This is a genomic window from Pseudomonas sp. IT-P74 (assembly GCF_949768175.1).
GTDB lineage: Bacteria > Pseudomonadota > Gammaproteobacteria > Pseudomonadales > Pseudomonadaceae > Aquipseudomonas.
Genome location: NZ_CATKQD010000004.1, coordinates 107711 through 127718 on the forward strand (window position 1 = coordinate 107711; position 20008 = coordinate 127718).

Below are 20008 nucleotides of genomic sequence, written 5' to 3' on the forward strand. Positions count from 1 at the left end.
GAGTTTGATGAGGTTTTAAAATGGCTGAACGTCTGAATAATGACTTCCAGTTCATCGAGGTCGGGCGCAAGGATCCGAAGAAGAAACTGTTGCGTCAACGCAAGAAAGAGTTCGTGGAAATCTACGAACCCTTCAAACCCCAGCAGTCGGCCGACCAGGCCCACCGCTGCCTGGGCTGCGGTAACCCGTATTGCGAATGGAAGTGCCCGGTGCACAACTTCATTCCCAACTGGCTGAAGCTGGTGGCCGAGGGCAACATCCTCCAGGCCGCCGAGCTGTCGCACCAGACCAACACCCTGCCGGAAGTCTGCGGCCGTGTGTGCCCGCAGGACCGTCTGTGCGAGGGTGCCTGCACCCTCAACGACGGCTTCGGCGCGGTGACCATCGGTTCGGTGGAGAAGTACATCACCGACACCGCGTTCGCCATGGGCTGGCGCCCGGACATGTCCAAGGTCAAGCCGACCGGCAAGCGTGTCGCGATCATCGGTGCCGGGCCTGCGGGCCTGGGCTGTGCCGATGTGCTGGTGCGCGGCGGCGTGACCCCGGTGGTGTTCGACAAGAACCCGGAAATCGGTGGTCTGCTGACCTTCGGCATCCCCGAGTTCAAGCTGGAAAAGACCGTGCTGAGCAATCGTCGCGAAGTCTTTACCGGCATGGGCATCGAGTTCCGCCTCAACACCGAGGTGGGCAAGGACGTGACCATGGAGCAACTGCTCGAAGAATACGATGCGGTATTCATGGGCATGGGCACCTACACCTACATGAAGGGCGGCTTTGCCGGGGAAGACCTGCCGGGCGTGTACGACGCGCTGGACTTCCTGATCGCCAACGTCAACCGCAACCTGGGCTTTGAAAAGTCGCCGGAAGATTTCGTCGACATGAAAGGCAAGAAGGTCGTGGTACTGGGCGGTGGCGACACGGCGATGGACTGCAACCGTACGTCGATCCGCCAAGGCGCCAAGTCGGTGACCTGCGCCTATCGTCGTGACGAAGCGAACATGCCTGGTTCGCGCAAAGAGGTGAAGAACGCCAAGGAAGAAGGCGTGAAATTCCTCTACAACCGCCAGCCGATCGCCATTGTCGGTGAAGACAAGGTCGAAGGCGTGAAGGTGGTCGAGACCCGTCTCGGCGAGCCGGACGCCCGTGGCCGTCGCAGCCCCGAGCCGATCCCGGGCTCCGAAGAGATCATCCCGGCCGACGCCGTGGTCATCGCCTTCGGTTTCCGTCCAAGCCCGGCGCCGTGGTTCGAACAGTTCGAAATCCAGACCGACAGCCAGGGCCGCGTGGTGGCACCGGAACAGGGCCAGTACAAGCATCAGACCAGCAATCCGAAAATTTTTGCTGGTGGCGACATGGTGCGCGGTTCCGACCTGGTGGTGACGGCGATCTTCGAAGGCCGTAATGCCGCCGAAGGGATCCTGGATTATCTGGGCGTCTAAACCCGTCCGGCTGACTGCAATGCAATACCTGTGGGAGCTGGCCTGCCAGCGATAGCATCACCTCGGTAAAACTGACACACCGAGGTGTCTGCATCGCTGGCAGGCCAGCTCCCACATTGGTTTCCGGGTGTTGCTGAAATCTGCGTATTTATTGCGACAAATTGACCCGATAGACAAAAGGCTGACCTGCAACCGTGCCTTTTGCCTCCGGCTCTGAGAAAATGCCCTCACTTTTTTTCCGGATGCCGACATGACTGCCCTGAAGAACGACCGTTTCCTGCGCGCCCTGCTCAAGCAACCCGTAGACGTCACCCCAGTGTGGATGATGCGTCAGGCCGGTCGCTACTTGCCTGAATACCGCGCCAGCCGTGCCAAGGCCGGCGATTTCATGAGCCTGTGCATGAACCCGGCGTTCGCTTGCGAAGTCACGATGCAGCCTCTCGACCGCTATCCACAACTGGATGCGGCGATCCTCTTTTCCGACATCCTGACCATCCCCGATGCCATGGGCCAAGGCCTGTACTTCGAAACCGGTGAAGGTCCGCGCTTCAGGAAAGTCGTCAGCACCCTGGCCGACATCGAAGCCCTGCCGATTCCTGATCCGCAGAAAGACCTGGGCTACGTGATGGACGCGGTCAGCACCATCCGCCGCGAGCTGAATGGCCGTGTGCCGTTGATCGGCTTTGCTGGCAGCCCATGGACCCTGGCGACCTACATGGTCGAAGGCGGCTCGTCGAAAGACTACCGCAAGACCAAAACCATGCTCTACGACAACCCGCAAGCCTTGCACCTGCTGCTGGACAAGCTCGCGCAGACCGTTACCAGCTACCTCAACGGCCAGATCATGGCCGGCGCGCAAGCGGTGCAGATCTTCGACAGCTGGGGCGGCAGCCTCTCCGCTGCGGCGTACCAGGAGTTCTCCCTGGCCTACATGAAGAAAATCGTCAGCGGTTTGATCCGCGAGCATGAAGGTCGCAAGGTGCCGGTGATCCTGTTCACCAAGAACGGCGGCCTGTGGCTGGAAAGCATCGCCGATGCTGGTGCCGACGCACTGGGCCTGGACTGGACCTGCGACATCGGCAGTGCCCGCGCCCGTGTCGGTGACAAGGTCGCGCTGCAAGGCAACATGGACCCGACCGTGCTGTACGCAAAACCGGAAGCCATCCGCGCAGAAGTCGGCCGCATTCTCGCCAGCTATGGCAAAGGCAGTGGTCACGTGTTCAACCTGGGTCACGGCATCACGCCGGAAGTCGACCCGGAACATGCGGGCGCCTTCCTGCGCGCCGTGCATGAATTGTCGGCGCAGTATCACGAGTGATGGCTGCCCAATAAAAAAACGCCCGGCTTATGCCGGGCGTTTTTGTAGGAGTTTTTGATTGTGCTCCCACAGGTTTTTGTCTTCAGGCCTTCACATCACCCAGTGGCGGCAGCTTCGCCAGCTTTAACGCCACAAACAGTGCAATCACCAACAGCGTGCCAATGAACAACCCGATCCCGTTCCAGCCGCCCAGGTGCCAGAACACGCCGCCCGCCGTACCGGCGATGCTCCCCCCGGCGTAGTAGCTGAACAGGTACAAGGACGATGCTTGCCCCTTGGCCGTGGTGGCGCGGCGGCCGATCCAGCTGCTGGCCACCGAGTGGGCGCCAAAGAAGCCGAAGGTAAAGATCAGCATGCCGATGATCACCAGCGGCAATGGCGTAAACATCGTCAAGGCCAGGCCGCCGAGCATCAGCGCGATGGTGCTCCAGAGCACTTTCCGGCGGCCGAGTCTGTCGGCCAGCGAGCCGATTTTCGCTGAGCTGTAGATGCCCGACAGGTACACCACCGACAGCAACCCGACGAAGGCCTGTTCCATGTGGTACGGCGCGGCCAGCAGGCGATAGCCGATGTAGTTGAACAGCGTGACGAACGCGCCCATCAACACAAAGGCTTCCAGAAACAGCAGCGGCAGGCCGGCGTCGCGAAAGTGCATGGTGAAACCGTCGAGCAGGCTGCGCGGGTGCAGCGAGCGGGGGCGGAAGTTGCGTGATTCGGGGAGGATTTTCCAGAACACCGCTGCGGCAATCAGCGCCAGGCCACCGATCACCAGCATCGCCGTGTGCCAGCTGACGAAGTCGATCAATACCCCGGTGATCAAGCGTCCGCTCATCCCGCCAATCGCGTTGCCACCGATGTACAAGCCCATGGCGAGGCCGATGTGCTGTGGATGGATCTCTTCGCTCAGGTAAGTCATCGCAACCGCAGCCAGACCGCTCAACGACAATCCAATCAGCGCCCGCATCAGCAGCACACCGTGCCAGCTCGGCATCATCGCACTGGCCATGGTGCACAGCGCCGCGGCGAACAGCGCGGCCACCATTACCGGTTTACGCCCGATACGGTCAGAAATCGGGCCAGTGATCAGCAGGCCGATGGCAAGCATGCCGGTGGCGATAGACAGGATCAGGCTGCTCTGCGCCGCGTTGATGGAATACTCGTCGGACAGCAGCGGCATCATCGGCTGCACGCAGTAGAGCAGGGCGAACGTCGCGAAGCCGCCGCAGAACAACGCCAGCACCGTGCGCATGAACGCCGGCGTGCCTTTTTCGATGTAGATCTCCGCCAGTTCAGTGGCGATAGCGTCCGGTGCTGCGGGAGGCACTTCATGGGCGAGAGGGGCGACAGCAGTTTTCACGTTGGACCTCGGAGGGCGCAGCCGGTCGGGCAATGAAAAAAGCATATAGCTGGCTAATGATTCAATCCAATATATTGTTCGACCTGTTTGATAGCTTTAACGACCTAATGGGGTTTCCATGGAATTGCGTCATCTGCGCTACTTCATCGCCGTCGCCGAAGAACTGCACTTCGGCCGCGCCGCACAGGTGCTGGGCATCTCCCAGCCGCCGCTGAGCCAGCAAATTCAGGCGCTGGAACAGGAAGTCGGCGCACGGCTGTTCGAACGTACTAATCGTCGGGTCGAGCTGAGCGAGGCCGGTCGGCTGTTTCTGGGAGAGGCGCGGCTGGTGCTGGCGCAGGTCGACAAAGCGGCGGATGTCGCGCGACGAGCGCAATTGGGCGAGTTGGGTGAGCTGAAAATCGGCTTCACCTCGTCGGCCCCCTTCAACTCGACCATTCCCCAGGCGATTTTCTCTTTCCGCCAGCGCTTCCCGGCAGTGCACCTGAACCTGCGGGAAATGAGCAGCACCCAAGTGGCCGATGCGCTGGTGGACGAGTCGATCGAGGTCGGCATCATGCGCCCGCTGGGGCTGCCGGACTGCCTCAGCGTGGTCGAGTTGATGCGCGAGCCGCTGGTCGCGGTGCTCAGTTCCAAGCACCCGCTGGTCGAGGGCAGCGATGAAGGCTTGTTTCTGTCAGCCCTGGCGCTTGAGCCCTTTGTGTTTTTTCCGCGCAGCTATGGCAGTGGCCTGTATGCGCAGCTGCTCAGCCTGGCGCGGGACTCCGGCTTCAGTCCGCATTTTGCACAAGAGGCTGGCGAGGCGATGACCATCATCGGGCTGGTGGCGGCGGGGCTGGGCGTGTCGGTGCTGCCGGCGTCTTATCAGCGGATGCGTATTGACGGCGTGGTCTATCGACCTTTGCTCGATCCGGCGGCGGTGTCGGCGGTGTGGTTGGTGCAGCGTAAGGACCAGAAGTCGGCGATGGCCAAGGCGTTTGTTGAACTGCTGACGCGCAGAGTTGAACCGCTGAAGCAGTGACGGTATGAACACAATATTCCCTGTAGGAGCGAGCCTGCTCGCGATGGACTAAAAAACGCCACGTTCACCCAGGAAGCACGCGCCATCGTTGGCGACCATCGCGAGCAGGCTCGCTCCTACAGGTCAGAGTTTTCGCTGCTGCCCGTGGGACACTTCTGAACTATCCAGAACAGGCTACAGTGCCTTGCGGCGATGCCTACAACTACTCCAGAATCCGCCGGCTTGTGCGCTTTGAGGGTCATCGCTAACTTGATTCGTGTCACTGATGGTCAGTGATCGGGTTTAGTAGCCCGTATCGAAGTAAAGCGCATTTGCGCTCCTGATAGGCAGGTATGCCCATACCTGCCCTTGATGGTAGCTGTGCGCAGGGCGTCTTCGGGCGCGCCGGTTTCGCTTCGTCCGGTCTACTAACCTGCGTACAGCTGCCACCCGTTTGATCAGTAGCGATTCGGTGTGGCCGCCACTTTCAGGACGCTGAATCATGACCAATACGCTAAACCCACCGGATACCAATCCGGACACTCCACACCAAGCCAGCAATATCTTCTTCATCGCCCCCGAAATCGACAACCACACCCTGTTGGAATACGCCTGCGTGTCACTGGCATCAGCCAATGTCATGGCGAGCGACTTCGCGAGGAATCTGAACGGAGCGCAGAGCCACACACTGCTGGGGATTCAGCAATCGATCATGTTGGGGGAGCTGGCGGTGAATCGGGTGTTGGATAACCTCGATCCACTGTGATCGTCCGGGGAGGCGAGAACCCTTGTGGGAGCGAGCCTGCTCGCGAAAAACGTCCAGACAACGCGGTCATTCAGGCACCGCGCGTTATCGTTGACGTCCATCGCGAGCAAGCTCGCTCCCACAAGGGAAATATTTTAGGTTACGGCCAGCGCTTGAAAATCAGCGAAGTATTCACCCCGCCAAACGCAAAATTATTGTTCATCACGTACTGGTTGCTCATCTGCCGAAACTCGCCGCGCAGGTAGTCGAGCTTGCCGCAGTGCGGATCGACTTCGTCGAGGTTGAAGGTGTGGGCGTACAGGTCGCGGTTCATCATTTCGATGCTGAACCAGGACTCCAGCGCACCGCAAGCGCCGAGGGTGTGGCCGAGGAAGCTTTTCTGCGAGCTGATCGGCATGTGTTCGCCGAACAGGCTGCTGGTGGCCAGGGTTTCGGCAATGTCGCCCTGTTCGGTGGCGGTGCCGTGACCGTTGACGTAGCCGATGTCCGAAGGTTTCAGCCCGGCGTCTTCCAGGGCCAGTTCCATGGCCCGGCGCATGGTGATTTGTTCGGGGCGGGTGGTGTGCTGGCCGTCGGCGTTGCTGCCGAATCCGACGATCTCGGCATGGATGTGGGCACCACGGGCCAGGGCGTGTTCCAGTTCTTCGAGCACCAGCATGCCGCCGCCTTCGCCAATCACCAGGCCGTCGCGTGCACTGTCGTAAGGGCGTGGGCTGCGTTGTGGGGTGTCGTTTTTCAGACTGGTGGCGTAGAGCGCGTCAAAGACCATGGCTTCGGTCGGGCACAGCTCTTCGGCACCGCCGGCGAGCATCAGCGGCAGTCGCCCGAACTTGATCGCCTCGTAGGCATAGCCGATGCCCTGGCTGCCGCTGGTGCAGGCGCTGGAGGTGGGAATCAGGCGACCGGTGAGGCCGAAGAAGATGCTGATATTGGCCGCGGTGGTGTGCGGCATCATGCGCACGTAGGAGTTGGCGTTCAGGCCTTCGGCCACCGAGTTGAGCAGCATGTTGCCGAATGCCTTGATCTCGTCGGTGCTGCCGGTGGAGGAACCGCAGGCAACGCCCATGCGCCCGTCCTTGATCGACTCGTCGCCCAACAGGCCGGCGTCGGCCAGTGCCAGTTCCGACGCGCCGACGGCCAGCCGTGATACCCGGCCCATGCTGCGCAGTTGCTTGCGGGTCCAGTGGCTCGGCACCTTGAAGTCATCGATGGGGCCCGCCAGGCGCGTGTTGAGCTCGGTAAAACGATCCCACTCGTCCATCCGGCGGATGCCGCTGCGGTTGGCCGCGAAGTTGCCGGCGATGGTCTCCCAGTCGCTGCCCAGTGAGGTGATACCGGCCATGCCGGTGACGACGACGCGCTTCATCAGCACAGGCCTCCGTTGACGGCCAGAACCTGCCGGGTGATGTACGAGGCTTCCGCCGACATCAGGAAATTCACCGCGCCGGCCACCTCTTCAGGGGTGCCCATGCGTTGTGCGGGGATCATTTTCATCAGTTCTTCCACCGGCACGTTTTCGTCGAGCATGGCTGTGTCGATCAGGCCGGGTGCGACACAGTTGACGGTGATTTTGCGCTTGCCCAGCTCGATCGCCAATGCCTTGGCCGCACCGATCAACCCGGCCTTGGAGGCGCTGTAGTTGACCTGGCCACGGTTGCCGATCAGCCCCGACACCGAGGTGATGCAGACAATCCGCCCGGCGGCGCGACGACGGATCATCGGCATCATCACCGGGTGCAGCACGTTGTAGAAACCGTCGAGGTTGGTGCGCATCACCACATCCCAATCCTCTTCACTCAAGGCCGGAAAGGCGCCGTCGCGGGTCAGGCCGGCATTGAGCACCACGCCGTAGTAGGCGCCGTGGGTCTCCACGTCGGCTTCGAGAATTTCCTTGCAGCGGGCGCGGTCGGACACATCGAACTGCAGGATGCGCGCACGACGGCCCAAGGCCTCGACTTCGGCCTTGACGGCTTCGGCGTCGGCCAGGCCGCTGCGGCAATGCAACACGATGTCGTGCCCGGCCTGGGCCAGGCGCAAGGCGATCGCGCGGCCGATGCCACGGCTGGAACCGGTGACCAGTACGGACTCAGTCATCACTGGACTCCTTCGGGTTCATGGAGATATTGAGCGGCCTGGGGTGGGCGGAACACGTTCAGACGAGCGGTGACGTGAATGCCGGGGGCGTTGATGTGGCATTCGAACACGCCCATGCCGTTATCGTCTTCCAGGGAGCGAACCCCGTGGATGGTCAACTCGGTACCGGCCGGAAAACTTTCGACGTTGCATTCGAACTTTCGGCTGCCGAGCAGGAAACCCAACTCCACCGCATCACCGCGCTGGCGCGCATGGCAACCGGCGAAGGCGGCCACGCTCTGGGCCATCAGTTCGATGCCGACCCAGGCCGGCAGACTGCCGTCGGGGAGATTGAACAGGCCATCGGGCTTGACGGTCAGGCGTGTGTGAATCTGCTCTTCATCGAACGCCAGGATCCGGTCGATAAGGATCATGTCGCCAGCGTGGGGCAGCAGTTCGGCGAGCGGCCAGTCAATCATGGGGCGTCTCCGATAATCAGGCTGACGTTATTACCACCGAAGGCAAAGGAATTGCTCATCAGGTAGCGGGGTGCAATGGACGTCAGGCGCGTGGCCGGGGTCACCCATTGCAGCGGCGGCAGTTCGGGATCGGGCTGTCCGTCCCAGACGTGAGGCGGCAGGGCATGCCCGAAATTGTCAGGGCTCAGGCTCAACCAGCAGAACGCCGCCTCCAGCGCCCCGGCGGCACCGAGGGTGTGGCCGGTCATGGGTTTGCTCGACGAACAGGGCACGCCGGCCGGGAACAGCGTCGCCACGGCCTGGCTTTCCATGGCGTCGTTGTGCTGGGTGGCGGTGCCGTGCAGGTTCAGATAGGCGATCTGCTCCGGTTGCAGGTTGGCGCGGCCCAAGGCTTTGCGCATCGCTTGCAGGGCGCCTCGACCGGTCGGCTCCGGGGCGGAGATGTGATGCGCATCGGAACTGGCGCCGCTGCCGAGCAAGGCAATCGCTTGGCTGTCGCTAGCACGCCTGGTCATCAGGAACAGCACCGCCGCTTCGCCAATGTTAATGCCATTGCGGTTCACCGAAAACGGATTGCAGCGTTGTTCCGAGACCGCTTCGAGCGCCGAGAAACCGTTGAGGGTCAGCTTGCACAAGGTGTCGACACCGCCACACAGCACCGCGTCGCAAATGCCCAGGTCCAACAGGCGCTGGGCGCTCATCAGGGCTCGGGCGCTGGAAGTGCAGGCCGTGGAAATGACGTAGGCCGGCCCGCTCAAGTGCAGCCACTCGGCGAGGAAGTTCGCCGGTGCTCCGAGTTCCTGTTGCTGATAGTCGTACTCGGCAGGGAACTGCTTTTCACGCAGGTAATGCGCCAGGCTCTGGCTGGCCTCGTCGATACCCGAGGTGCTGGTGCCCAGCACGACACCGATGCGGTCGCGGCCGTAGGTCTGGATCGCGCTGTCGATGTCCGGGCGGACTTGCAGCGTGGCCTCCAGCAACAACTGATTGTTGCGACTGTGATGGCGCGACATGTCGGCAGGAAGGGTTGCCAGTTTGCCCTGGACCGCACCGACCGGCAGCGTGCGTTGCTGCACCCAACCGGCTTGTTCGCGCATGCCGCCGCAGTCGCCGGCAAACAGGTTGCAGGCAACTTCCTGCTTGTCGCGGCCCAGCGCACAGACCAGGCCGAGGGCGTTGAGGTAAACCGTCATGGCGATTCACCGCTCAAGGGGGTGACTTGATAGGCTGGACCATTTGGAAGCTTCAATTCAAAATTCTGCGGTTGTGCGTAGCGGATATCCCAGCGCTCTGGCAGGGAGCGTTGTCTGCCGTGCTGCCAGGCGCCGGGATAGTTGGCCGCCAGTTCATCTTGCGGCGTCAGCGCAAACAACAGCGCCGCGAACAGCTCCCGGGCTTGTGGATTGGGCGGCAGGAGACCATCGGCCTCCCAGGTTTTATCGATCAATTTCTGGCGGGCCTGGGGAATGCCCAACAGGTCCATCATCGACCAGCGAATACCCGCCTCTTCACGCTGGATCACCAGCACCCAGTCCTGGCGGTCGTCGGGCTGTAGGAGCTGGATGTGCAGTTGCAGCGGCAATGGCAGATCCGGATTTTGCTCGGGCAGCGGTGCCCGGCCGGCGCAGGCGCTCAGCAGCAGGGTTGCAGCGACCAACACAAATCGCATAGCACCGATAACCCCTGTAGGAGCGAGCCTGCTCGCGATGGCGGCTTTATAGTCGACATCCATTTTGACTGACCCACCGCTATCGCGAGCAGGCTCGCTCCTACAGGTTGTGCAGTTCAAGCGACGGGTAATAAACATCACACGGATCCTTCAAAAGGTTTGCGCGCCACCACATTGACCAGGGTTTCTTCCCGCTGGCCAAAGGGTTTTGGCTTGCACACACCCAAGTGTTCGAGCAGGCCGAAATCCTTGGCGCGACTCCACCACAGGTACGGATAAGACACGTTTTGCGCGGTAAATTCGAAACCCTGCCGGTGAATCATTTGCAGGTACTGCGCAGCGCTTTTCTGCACGTGCATCGGGTGGCGGAACAACCAGCGGATCACCCAGGTATCAATGTAAGCCTCGGTGGATTCGGCGAACAGCAGATAACCGCCGGGTTTGAGTACACGGTAGAACTCGGCCAGTGCCTGTTCCTGCTCCACCAGATGATGGAAGGTCTGGTGACAGAACAGCAGGTCGATACTGGCATCCGGCAGGTTCAGGCTGGCGCAGTCGCCGCCGATCAACTCCACTTCCATGCCCTGGCGGGCCGCTTCTGCGCGGCTTTGGTCCAGGCTCTGGGGGTCAGCATCGACGCCAATCAGGCGACCGGGCGCAAAGGCCTGGCGCAGCAGCGGGAATGACTTGCCCTGGCCGCAACCGGCATCCAGCAGCACCGGGCTGCCAGGCAGCGCTTCGCTGAACAGGTTGCGCAAATCGTCGATCGCCAGCCGCAGCACATAATGTTGCCAGATCTGGCTGCGCAGGAACCACAACCCGAAACGGGTTTCTTCGACGTAGTGGTCGCTCAAGAAGTTCATGACGCATCCTTCGCACAGAACTCCGATATCACCTTCAACCGGCGCCTGGCTTCACTGACGAACGGGTTGCTTTGATCCCAGGCATATCCGGCAAGTATGGAGCTGATCATCCCGCGGATTTCCTTTGAGCTGCCCTCATGGAAAATCACGTCCTGGAAGGTCCCGGCGTACCAGCCTTCGACATAGCAACGGAAGGTGTCGACGCCGCGCTTGAGCGGTTCGGCGAACTCGGTTTGCCAGTCGACGGCTTCGCCTTGCAACTGACGGTGCAAGACCCCGGCGGCCATGCTTGCCGAACGCATGGCGATGGTCACGCCGGAGGAAAACACCGGGTCGAGGAATTCCGCGGCATTGCCCAGCAGCGCGAAGCCAGGGCCATGCAGGGTTTTGACGTTGGCCGAGTAACCGCCAATGGTTCGGGCCTCGGTGTCCCACTGTGCATTTAGCAACACGCTGGCCAGGCTTGGCGTCTCGGCGATAAAGCTGCGCAGGCACTCATCCAGATTGTCGCTGCGGCCGGCAAAACGTTCCTCGGCGGCGACCACGCCGACCGAGCAACGCCCGTTGCTGAACGGGATGGTCCAGAACCACACGTCACGCTGGGTCGGATGAGTGGTCACGAGGATCTTGCTGCGGTCGAAGGCCGGGAGGTCGATACGGTCTTCGACGTGAGTAAACACGGCCTGACGCACCGGGAAGTTCGACGGCGCCTCGAGGTCGAGCAAGCGCGGCAGCAGGCGGCCGTAACCACTGGCATCGAGCAGGAAACCGGCCTCGATACGGTACTCGCTACCGTCTTCGCGGCGCACGCCGAGTTGCGGTTTTACCGGGTCAATGTCGACGCTGACGATGGTTTCGCCATAGCGGATCTCCACGCCCTGCAGCGCGGCCTGATCGGCCAGCAGTTTGTCGAAATCGGCGCGCTGGACCTGAAAGGTCGTCGATTTGCCGTCGCTGAACGTCTCGCCGAAATCGAACGCGCTGTAGCGCTCGCCCCAGGCAAACGCGGCACCGGTTTTCACCTGGAATCCGGCCACGTTGACGGCGTCGAGCATGCCCGCTTCCTCGACGAAGTCCAGGCAATGGGCCAACAGGCTTTCACCGATGGAAAACCGTGGGAAATGCTGGCGCTCGATCACCAGCACATCGTGTCCCTTGCGCTTGAGCAGCGCGGCGGCGATGGCACCGGATGGACCGGCGCCGATGACCACGACCTGGCGACATTCCATTTCAGCGGTTGGCATGGGAGCTCCTTGCAGGGACAGCGGCTTTCAGGGGGATTCGGTGCATGCCGGTCAGGGCTGGCAGCAGTGTGGCGATCAGGCCCATGAGCATCAGGGCAAAGTACAGCGGCGGGCTGATGAGTTGCTGTTGCAGCAGCAGGTTGAGAAAAACGATCTCGCTCAAGCCGCGGATGTTCAGCAGCACGCTTTCCCGCCAGCGGCTGGCGCCCTGGAACGAGGCCCCGGCCCAACCGAGGCCGAGCCAGTTACCCAGCAGTTTGCTCAGCATCGGCAACAGCAGCAGGGCGAGCAGTTGCACCCAGCCGAGGCTGTCTATCGCGCTGTGCACGTTGATCTGCACGATGCCGAACGTGAGGATCAACGGGATGGCGATGTATGTCTGCAAGCGACCCATCCACACGGCCGGCAGCGGCAGGACCAGTGGGGCTTTCAGCGTGGCCATGATCAACACATAACCAATGCCGAAAATCAGCGCATTGAGCTTGAAGTGTTCGGCGACGACCAGCAGGGCGAAAAAGCTCAGGCTGTAAAGCCACGTCTGGCGCAGGCCCAGCAGCCGCAGCAGCACCGGCAGGCACGCGCCGGCCAGCGGCAGCAACAGGCTGCTCAAGTGCAGGCTGCCCTGGGCGATGCCGAACAGCGTCCAGCAGGCGAGGTCGATGAGGATCGCGGTCTGCACCAGTCGCCGGGTGGCGGCAGGTGGGTAATCGATGTGCCGCAGGTACAGGTACAACACCGGGATCGCGGTGATGGCGAACAACAGGCCGACGGCCAGCGAGCTGATCCACGGTTGCGGCGGTAACAACCAGACCGCCGTGGCCAGGCCGCAGGCAAACGGAATGCAAAAGCTGGGCAGGGCGATTTTCAGGCTCTGGCGATCCAGTTGCAGGTCGATCACATCGCTGAGGATGTAGCCCAGCAACAGGGCAAAGCTCAGGCTGTAGAGGTTCTTCAGCCAGCCCGGTGACACCAGCAGCGCACCGCTTAACTGCCATTGGGGCTCGATCCAGAAATACATCAACAGCGGCAAGCCGAGGGTCGCCAGCAACAACTGGCTGACGATGGGAATCAGGCCGAAATGCCGGCCAACACGAGTCGCCACGGCGAACAACACCAGCGCCATCGCCCAGAACAGAACGACCATCATGTTGCCCGCTCCACGGCCGTGGGCTCATGCACCTGGCGACCGGCCCACGGCGCGAGCAGGAAGCTGAAGATCAGGCCCAGGCTCACCGACAGTCCGAAGCTGCTCACCGCCGGAGTACTCGACACCGCCAGCAGGCCGAACGACAGCCAGGTGGTCAACGCCGCCAGCAAAGTACCCAGCAGGCTCACGGCCGCGCCGCCGACCTGTTCGCGCATCAGGATCGCGTAATCGACACTGATCGCCGTCACCAGCAGCAGGCCGAACAGGCTGAACAGGGTCAGCGGCTGCCCCAGCCAGCCGAGGCTGGCCAGGCTGCATAACGCCGCCAGCAGGGGCAGGGACACGATACGCAACGCGCCGCCGAGGCCGAATGGAAGGATCAGCACCAGCACGATCAACACGCAGGAGGCGAGTTTCAGTTCTGCGGCACTGATTTGGGTGGCCGCGAAGACATTGTTCAATTCACCCAGTCGATCCACCAGTGTCACGCCGGGTAAATCCTCACCCTGGAGCCGCAGCAGGGCCGGGTTGTTGATGCCTTGCAGGCTGACCATCGCCGCCACGCCGTCATCGGTCGGCCCCAGCCACAGGGGCCGGTAGGGTTCTGCCAACGGGCCGCTGAGCGCAGCGTCAATGTCCACGGTCGGCAGTGCCTGCAGCTTCGTCAGCTCGGCCTGCAGCGCCTCGGCCGGTACGCCGATGTCGAGCAACGGCCGCCAGAACGAAGGCAGTTTGCTCAACGCTTCGCGCACCTGTAGCTGTTCGTTCGGCGGGCTGACCAGTTGATTGAGCGACAGATAACCCTGGAGCTTGTCCAGGCCAATCAATTGATCCAGCCGTTCTCTCAGAGCGGTCTGACGTTCGAGCAGTTGCTGCTGATTGGCGGCGCGTATCAGAAAGAACTGGCTGGTGGGTTGATAGCCCGTGATCCGGGCAATGGCCTGGGCTTCGTCGGTCAATTGTTGCGGTGCGCTGATCCACTGACGGATGTCGTTTTTGCTGCCCAGCTGCAACAGGCCGCCCAGGCAAAAGACGATCAGCAACGCCAACAAGACTGGCGTTTTCAACTGTTTGAGCAGTGCTTCACGACAGCCCAGCAATAGCTCGCAAACGCGCAATGGCCATTGCGCCGGGCGAAGGTCTACGCCCTTGAGCAATGCCGGCAGCAGACACACGGCGGACAAATAGGCACCGAGCAAACCGGCGGCAGAGAACGCGGCAATCTGGGTCAGCGCCGGGAAGGGTGTCCAGGCCAAGGCCAGGTAACCGATGCCGCTGGTGATCAGGCTCAGGGTCAAACCGGGCAGGGTCAGGCGCAGGGCAGGCCAGCTGTGCCAGGGTTTCAGGCTCCAGCTTTTGGACAGGTAATGCAGCGGGTAGTCGACCGCTACACCGATCAGGCTCGAACCCAGCACCAGGGTCATCACGTGCATATGGCCGAATAACGCCACGCAGGCCACCGCGCCGAAGAGCATGCCCACCAGCACCGGCACGAACGCCAGCAAGACGCGCCAGCGCCGGAAGGCCAACAGCAGCAACAACAAAATCCCCACAGTGGCACCGCCACCGACCCAGGTCATCTCCCGGGCGGCCTGCTGTTGCCCGCTGGCTGCGTACAACAGGCCGCTGGCGGCGAGTAGTTGCACGTCGTGTCGGGCGGCTTCTTCGCGGCTGTGTTCGAGCAGGTCGGCCACTTGCAGCGGCAGGTTCATGTCGAAGGCGTTGCCGGTGGTGCGCGCGCGCAACAGCACCCAGCTCTTGCCGTCGGCATCGGCAACCAGGGCGCCGCTGCCGATGTCCAGTTGCACCGAACCGCGTTGCGGCTGGCTGTTCTGGATGCGCCCGGTCAGGCCCAGCCAGTCGTCCTGGCTCGGCACCAGGCTGTAACCGTTGAACGGGTCGAACAACGCCTGCACCCGTTGCTGGATAAAGGTGTCGGGGTGCTCGATCAATAGTTGTCGATCCGCCGCCTGGAGCATCGCCAGGCGACCTTGCAGCAACTGCGTGCGCAGTGCTGGCAAGTCGGCTTGCAGGGTCCACTGGACCTTTTCGAACAAGCCGCTGGCCTGCCATTGCTCGCCGAGTGTCTGCGCCATGGCGACGGCCCGCTGGCGATCGCTGTGGCCGACCAGCACCAGCATTTCGCGGTTCAGCGGCTCTTGCATGCGTTGTTCGGCGCGCAGTTCCAAGGCATCGGGCGCCGTGCCGGGCACCAGGTCCATCAGGTTGGCCGATAGCGGCGCGGCGCCACGCCATTGCCAACCGGCGAGCGCCAGTACTGCCAGCAGCAGGATCAGAAACAGCCGGGGCAACCACCGTTCACTCGGCAAAGTCATGCTGCTCCGCGTCGCTCAACGGCTGGGCGCTGGTGCTGTCCTGCATGCGCAACAACGTACTGTCGCCCTGGGTCTCGAGCAGTTCGATGCTGTGCACCAGTTCTGCGCCGGTAATGTTGATCTGGTTGAACACCTGCTTGAGCAGCATCGAGCGCGGCAGCAGCGTGAGCTTCCAGTTCTGCGCGTCGCCGCTCAGGGACAACTCGAAATCCCGTTGCAGGCCACTGCTGTCGCCTTGCAGCACGGCGAGGAACAAACGGTTCTGCTCGGCACCGGCGCTTTTGCCCGGCAGCATTTGCCACACAATGCCGTCACGCCGGGCAATGCCTTTGGCTGTGATGCGATAGTCCTGTTGCAAGGGTGTTTTCAGCAGCCATAACAGGCCGTGGTTTTTTGCCAGCACGAAGGTGCCCTTGCTGGTCAGCGGCTGGGGCAGGGCGCGCAGGTGTTTTTCCTGGATGAAATGGCCGTGGATCACCTCGGGCCGGGCCAGTTGATCGCTGAGTTGTTGCAGGTCGAAGGCTTGGGCCAGTCCAGGAATGCCCAGTAACACGCAGAACACTGTAGGAGCGAGCTTGCTCGCGAAAAGCCTGAGAGCGCCGCGGGGTGTCAGGTTCCCAGTGTCATCGTTAACGACCATCGCGAGCAAGCTCGCTCCTACAGGGGAGCGGGGGACGCAGAACCTCATGGCAGGGCCTTCTCTACCGCATCGGTGAAGACCTTCGGCGAAGCCAGTTGCATCTCGCGATTGCTCATGTCGACCGCGACCTGCACGGAGACAGCGCGGGTCAAGCGTTCACCGGTTTGCAGGTCGCTGATCAGGTAATTGATCTTCAAACGGTTCTCCCACTCCACCAGGTTGGCGCGCACGTTGAGTGTCTGACCGAACACCGCACCGCGCACGTAGCGCAATTGCAGGTCGATCACCGGCCACGCATAACCTGATTCGTTCATCGCCGTGTAGTTGTGGCCGATCTTGTCCAGCAGCGCACAGCGGGCCACTTCCAGGTATTTGACGTAATGGCCGTGCCAGACCACGTGCATGCTGTCGACGTCAAAGAACGGTACGACGATTTCCGTGTCGGTGTAGAGAAATCCCTTGCTACGCATGCAGCCTCCAGTGTTGTTCGGCGATGCGATGCAGGCACAGGCGCAATTCGCCTTCCAGCGCGCGGTCTTCGATGACCGGCGGGAAGTCCTTGGCCAGAGCTTGATGCATGGCGGCCAAAGCGGGTGGCAATGGTCGTGCATCTTCGGCCTGGCCGCGCAGCCAGACGCCCTGATTGGCCGCCAGCAGCGTAGCGGCCGCCACCTGTTCGGTGAGTTCCAGCACGCGGATCGCATCCCGGGCGGCGATGGTGCCCATGCTCACTTTGTCCTGGTTGTGGCATTCGGTGGAGCGTGAGAAGACGCTGGCCGGCATGGTGTTCTTCAGGGCTTCGGCAGTCCAGGCGCTGGTGCCGATCTGCACCGCCTTGAAGCCGTGGTTGAGCATGGCGCGGTCGGCCGTGGCGCCGGACAGGTTGCTCGGCAAGCCATGGTTGTAGCGCTCGTCCACCAGCAGCGCGAGTTGCCGATCCAGCAGGTCGGCGACGTTGGCCACGAGGTTTTTCAGGCTGTCCATGGCGAAGGCGATGTGGCCGCCGTAGAAGTGCCCACCGTGTAGCACGCGCTCGGCTTCGGCGTCGATGATCGGGTTGTCGTTGGCGCTGTTGAGCTCGATCTCGATGAACGAACGCAGCCAGTTCAGGCTGTCGGCCAGTACGCCCAGCACATGGGGTGCGCAGCGCAGGGAATAGCGATCTTGCAGGCGATGCAGGGGAGCGGTCGGCGCGTCGATGGCCAGATCCTGGCGCAACCAGGCGGCGACCTGCATCTGCCCCGGGTGTGGCTTGGCGGCGAACAGGCACTCGTCGAAGTGCTCCGGGTTGCCTTGCAGGGCGACCACGTTCAGCGCGGTGATGCGCGTGGCCAGATGCAGCAGATAATCGGCGCGGGCGTAGGCCAGGCAGGCCAGACCAGTCATCACTGCGGTGCCGTTCATCAATGCCAGGGCTTCTTTCGGACGCAGCACCAGCGGCTGCCAGCCGAGTTCGCGGTGCACATCGGCAGCCTGCCGGCGCTCGCCGCGGAACATCACCTCGCGTTCGCCGGACAGCGTGGCGGCCACGTACGAAAGCGGCGTCAGGTCACCACTGGCGCCCACGGAACCCTCTTCCGGAATCAGCGGCAGGATGTCGTGTTCAAGAAACGCCTGCAGGCGCTCCAGCAACTCCACACGCACCCCGGAAACCCCGTGGCACAACGACTGCAAACGCGCGGCCAATACCGCGCGGGTGGCCTGGGCGTCGAGCAGTTTGCCCAGGCCGCAGCCGTGGAAAGTGAACAGATGACGGGGCAGCGCCTCGACGTGATGCAGCGGCACCGCGACCACGCAGGAATCGCCGTAACCGGTGGTCACGCCGTAGATCACGCCTTCCTTGTCCAGCAGCGAGTCGAGAAAACGCGCACCCTTGGCGATGCGCTCGCGGTAGGCTGGATCGCTTTGCAACTGCGTCGGCACTTTGCGGTTGGCCAGTGCCAGCACGTCTTCAATGCGCAAAGGGCGTTCGCCGAAGGTTACCGGCTCAAGCGTTGGCGTCGTCATCGGTCTTCCAGAAAGGGTAAAAGTTGAACCATTGTTGGGGCGCTTCGAGGCAATAGTGACCCAAGCGTTCGGCGTAGCGGGAGGCCCACTGATGAATGACCTGTTCGCGGTCGCTGCGCTTCCAGGTGATTGCCTCGGCGAACGGCTCAATGGTCAGTCGATAATCGCCGTCGGGCTTTTTCAGGCACAGCAGCAGGTTGACCGGGCATTTCAGCAGGCCGGCCAGCAGCCACGGGCCTTGGGGGAATCTGGCCGGATGACCGAGGAAGTCCACGGTCGCGCAGCGTCCGCCATGCAACGGCACGCGGTCGCCGGCGATCGCCAGCCACTCGCCGCGTTCCAGGCGTTCACTCAGTTGCAGCATGATCCCGGGGTCGAGCTCGCTGACCTGGATCAGGCGCAAATTGGTCGCCCCGGCTTCGCCCAGCAAACGGTTGAACTGTTCGGCGTGCTTGGTGTGCACCAGCACGTTCATCGTGACTTTCTCGCCGATCTCCGCCAGTGCGCGGCAGACTTCCAGGTTACCCAGGTGTGCGCCCACCAGCATCTGCCCGCGGGCACCGCGCAACTGGTCACGCAGCAGCGCCGGGTCGATGATTTCGATTTGTTCGATGCTCAACTTGCCGTTCCAGACGTCGAGTTTGTCGAGCATGGAATCGGCGAAGGCCATGAACTGGCCGAATACCCGCCAATGGCTCGGACGCAATTTACTGCGACCGCTCCAGTCGGCCAGGCGTTGCTGGTATTGCCAGGCACTGTGTCGAGCGCTGCGGCCGAACAGGAAAAAGTACAGAACGATGCCATACAGCACCGGGCTCAGTACTCGACGGCCCAGCACTTTGGCGCCGAACGCGGTGAGCTTCATCAGCCAGAAACTGCCCCGCTCCTGGCGGTCGGCCCAGTGTTGCTTGTCTGCGCTCATGCCCGCCACCGTCGCCAGAGGATCATGGGCGAGCGCAGCAACATGCCGAAAAACAGCCGCGTGTGCATACTGGAAATCAGCACGTTGTCGTGGAACATCCGAAAATGCGAAACGCCATCCAATGGATAGTGGACCTTGGTTTGCAGCCACAACATCGGCTGATTGCGCCAGGCCAGGCGCACCAGGATGTCCGAGTCGAAGTCCATGCGCTTGCCGATTTTCGCTGACTCGATCAGCGCCAGGACCGGCGCCAATGGGTAAACCCGGAAGCCGCACATGGAGTCGCGAATCTGCAGCGACAGGGTGTTGATCCAGACCATGACGTGAGTCAGGTAGCGCGCATACAAACGGCCTTTCGGCACGCTGGCGTCATATTGCGGATAGCCGCAAATCACCGCCCGAGGGTGGCGGCGAGATTGTTCGATGAAGCGTTGGACGTCCTGCAAATCGTGCTGGCCATCGGCATCCACCTGCAAGGCATGGCTGAAACCCAGGCGCGAAGCTTCGCGCAAGCCGGTCATGACCGCGCCACCCTTGCCCTGGTTTTCGGCCAGGCGGATCAGGTAAACCATGTCACGCTGGGCCAGGCGATCCAGCACCCGGGCGCAGCGCGGGCTGCTGGCATCGTCCACCAGGATGCACGGCAGATGGCTGGCGATCAGCGCATCGACCACCGTGGTAATGGCTGTTTCGTGGTTGTACACCGGGACGATGGCGCAGGGGCTATGCATGTTGGTTCACCTCTGTA

At 62.2% G+C, this 20008-nt stretch carries 19 protein-coding genes; 4 read left to right on the forward strand and 15 right to left on the reverse strand.

All coding sequences use genetic code 11. The annotated features are described in order from the left end of the window. Nucleotides 1-20 precede the first annotated feature (20 nt). Together ACM6J5_RS04145 and hemE are read left to right on the forward strand one after the other, a co-directional pair. Nucleotides 21-1439: an FAD-dependent oxidoreductase gene (locus ACM6J5_RS04145; protein WP_007975602.1), complete on the forward strand. Its 1419-nt coding sequence runs from the start codon at nucleotides 21-23 to the stop codon at nucleotides 1437-1439. A 250-nt stretch (nucleotides 1440-1689) separates the two neighbouring features. Further along, entirely contained in the window at nucleotides 1690-2757 is a 1068-nt protein-coding gene (gene hemE / locus ACM6J5_RS04150; protein WP_095943258.1) for a uroporphyrinogen decarboxylase, read from the forward strand. Nucleotides 2758-2839: 82 nt separating this feature from the next. Here the strand turns inward: hemE and ACM6J5_RS04155 are convergent, their stop codons facing one another. After that, nucleotides 2840-4114: an MFS transporter gene (locus tag ACM6J5_RS04155; RefSeq protein ID WP_414927874.1), complete on the reverse strand. Its 1275-nt coding sequence runs from the start codon at nucleotides 4112-4114 to the stop codon at nucleotides 2840-2842. 118 nt (nucleotides 4115-4232) lie between these two features. Here ACM6J5_RS04155 and ACM6J5_RS04160 point away from each other — a divergent pair, with 118 nt between their 5' ends. Together ACM6J5_RS04160 and ACM6J5_RS04165 are read left to right on the forward strand one after the other, a co-directional pair. Next, complete coding sequence (locus ACM6J5_RS04160; RefSeq protein ID WP_150672334.1) at nucleotides 4233-5135, forward strand: LysR family transcriptional regulator; 903 nt, start codon at nucleotides 4233-4235, stop codon at nucleotides 5133-5135. Between the two features lie 481 nt (nucleotides 5136-5616). Further along, on the forward strand, nucleotides 5617-5880 hold the full coding sequence (locus ACM6J5_RS04165; RefSeq protein ID WP_414927875.1) for a DUF6124 family protein: 264 nt from the start codon (nucleotides 5617-5619) through the stop codon (nucleotides 5878-5880). A gap of 139 nt (nucleotides 5881-6019) precedes the next feature. On the opposite strand, the gene ACM6J5_RS04170 is transcribed toward ACM6J5_RS04165, so the two are convergent. The 14 genes from ACM6J5_RS04170 to ACM6J5_RS04235 are packed head-to-tail and all read right to left on the reverse strand — an operon-like array spanning nucleotide 6020 to nucleotide 19991. Then, entirely contained in the window at nucleotides 6020-7246 is a 1227-nt protein-coding gene (locus tag ACM6J5_RS04170) for a beta-ketoacyl-ACP synthase (protein ID WP_414927876.1), read from the reverse strand. Then, on the reverse strand, nucleotides 7246-7974 hold the full coding sequence (gene fabG / locus ACM6J5_RS04175) for a 3-oxoacyl-ACP reductase FabG (RefSeq protein WP_095943253.1): 729 nt from the start codon (nucleotides 7972-7974) through the stop codon (nucleotides 7246-7248). The genes ACM6J5_RS04170 and fabG overlap by 1 nt, the downstream gene beginning before the upstream one ends. Then, nucleotides 7974-8432 (reverse strand): hotdog family protein, encoded by a 459-nt coding sequence (locus ACM6J5_RS04180; protein WP_414927877.1) that lies wholly within the window; start codon nucleotides 8430-8432, stop codon nucleotides 7974-7976. The genes fabG and ACM6J5_RS04180 overlap by 1 nt, the downstream gene beginning before the upstream one ends. Beyond that, nucleotides 8429-9625: a beta-ketoacyl-[acyl-carrier-protein] synthase family protein gene (locus tag ACM6J5_RS04185; protein ID WP_414927878.1), complete on the reverse strand. Its 1197-nt coding sequence runs from the start codon at nucleotides 9623-9625 to the stop codon at nucleotides 8429-8431. Before ACM6J5_RS04185 ends, ACM6J5_RS04180 begins: the two co-directional genes overlap by 4 nt. After that, nucleotides 9622-10239 (reverse strand): hypothetical protein, encoded by a 618-nt coding sequence (locus tag ACM6J5_RS04190; RefSeq protein WP_414927879.1) that lies wholly within the window; start codon nucleotides 10237-10239, stop codon nucleotides 9622-9624. Before ACM6J5_RS04190 ends, ACM6J5_RS04185 begins: the two co-directional genes overlap by 4 nt. Further along, a complete protein-coding gene (locus ACM6J5_RS04195) occupies nucleotides 10239-10964 on the reverse strand; it encodes a class I SAM-dependent methyltransferase (protein ID WP_414927880.1) in 726 nt (241 codons plus the stop codon). Before ACM6J5_RS04195 ends, ACM6J5_RS04190 begins: the two co-directional genes overlap by 1 nt. Continuing rightward, nucleotides 10961-12208, reverse strand: coding sequence for an NAD(P)/FAD-dependent oxidoreductase (locus ACM6J5_RS04200; RefSeq protein ID WP_414927881.1), 1248 nt, complete (start codon nucleotides 12206-12208; stop codon nucleotides 10961-10963). The genes ACM6J5_RS04195 and ACM6J5_RS04200 overlap by 4 nt, the downstream gene beginning before the upstream one ends. Next, nucleotides 12195-13355 carry a sodium:proton antiporter gene (locus ACM6J5_RS04205; RefSeq protein WP_191628373.1) on the reverse strand — a complete coding sequence of 387 codons (1161 nt, stop codon included), beginning with the start codon at nucleotides 13353-13355 and terminating at the stop codon, nucleotides 12195-12197. Before ACM6J5_RS04205 ends, ACM6J5_RS04200 begins: the two co-directional genes overlap by 14 nt. Continuing rightward, a complete protein-coding gene (locus tag ACM6J5_RS04210) occupies nucleotides 13352-15691 on the reverse strand; it encodes an MMPL family transporter (RefSeq protein ID WP_150672337.1) in 2340 nt (779 codons plus the stop codon). The genes ACM6J5_RS04205 and ACM6J5_RS04210 overlap by 4 nt, the downstream gene beginning before the upstream one ends. Further along, a complete protein-coding gene (locus ACM6J5_RS04215) occupies nucleotides 15675-16379 on the reverse strand; it encodes an outer membrane lipoprotein carrier protein LolA (RefSeq protein ID WP_414927882.1) in 705 nt (234 codons plus the stop codon). Before ACM6J5_RS04215 ends, ACM6J5_RS04210 begins: the two co-directional genes overlap by 17 nt. Beyond that, on the reverse strand, nucleotides 16376-16801 hold the full coding sequence (locus ACM6J5_RS04220) for an acyl-CoA thioesterase (protein ID WP_095943244.1): 426 nt from the start codon (nucleotides 16799-16801) through the stop codon (nucleotides 16376-16378). Before ACM6J5_RS04220 ends, ACM6J5_RS04215 begins: the two co-directional genes overlap by 4 nt. Further along, on the reverse strand, nucleotides 16794-18338 hold the full coding sequence (locus ACM6J5_RS04225; RefSeq protein WP_150672339.1) for an HAL/PAL/TAL family ammonia-lyase: 1545 nt from the start codon (nucleotides 18336-18338) through the stop codon (nucleotides 16794-16796). Before ACM6J5_RS04225 ends, ACM6J5_RS04220 begins: the two co-directional genes overlap by 8 nt. Then, a complete protein-coding gene (locus ACM6J5_RS04230) occupies nucleotides 18319-19260 on the reverse strand; it encodes a glycosyl transferase (RefSeq protein ID WP_150672340.1) in 942 nt (313 codons plus the stop codon). Before ACM6J5_RS04230 ends, ACM6J5_RS04225 begins: the two co-directional genes overlap by 20 nt. Then, on the reverse strand, nucleotides 19257-19991 hold the full coding sequence (locus ACM6J5_RS04235) for a glycosyltransferase family 2 protein (protein WP_150672341.1): 735 nt from the start codon (nucleotides 19989-19991) through the stop codon (nucleotides 19257-19259). Before ACM6J5_RS04235 ends, ACM6J5_RS04230 begins: the two co-directional genes overlap by 4 nt. Between the last annotated feature and the right edge of the window lie 17 nt (nucleotides 19992-20008).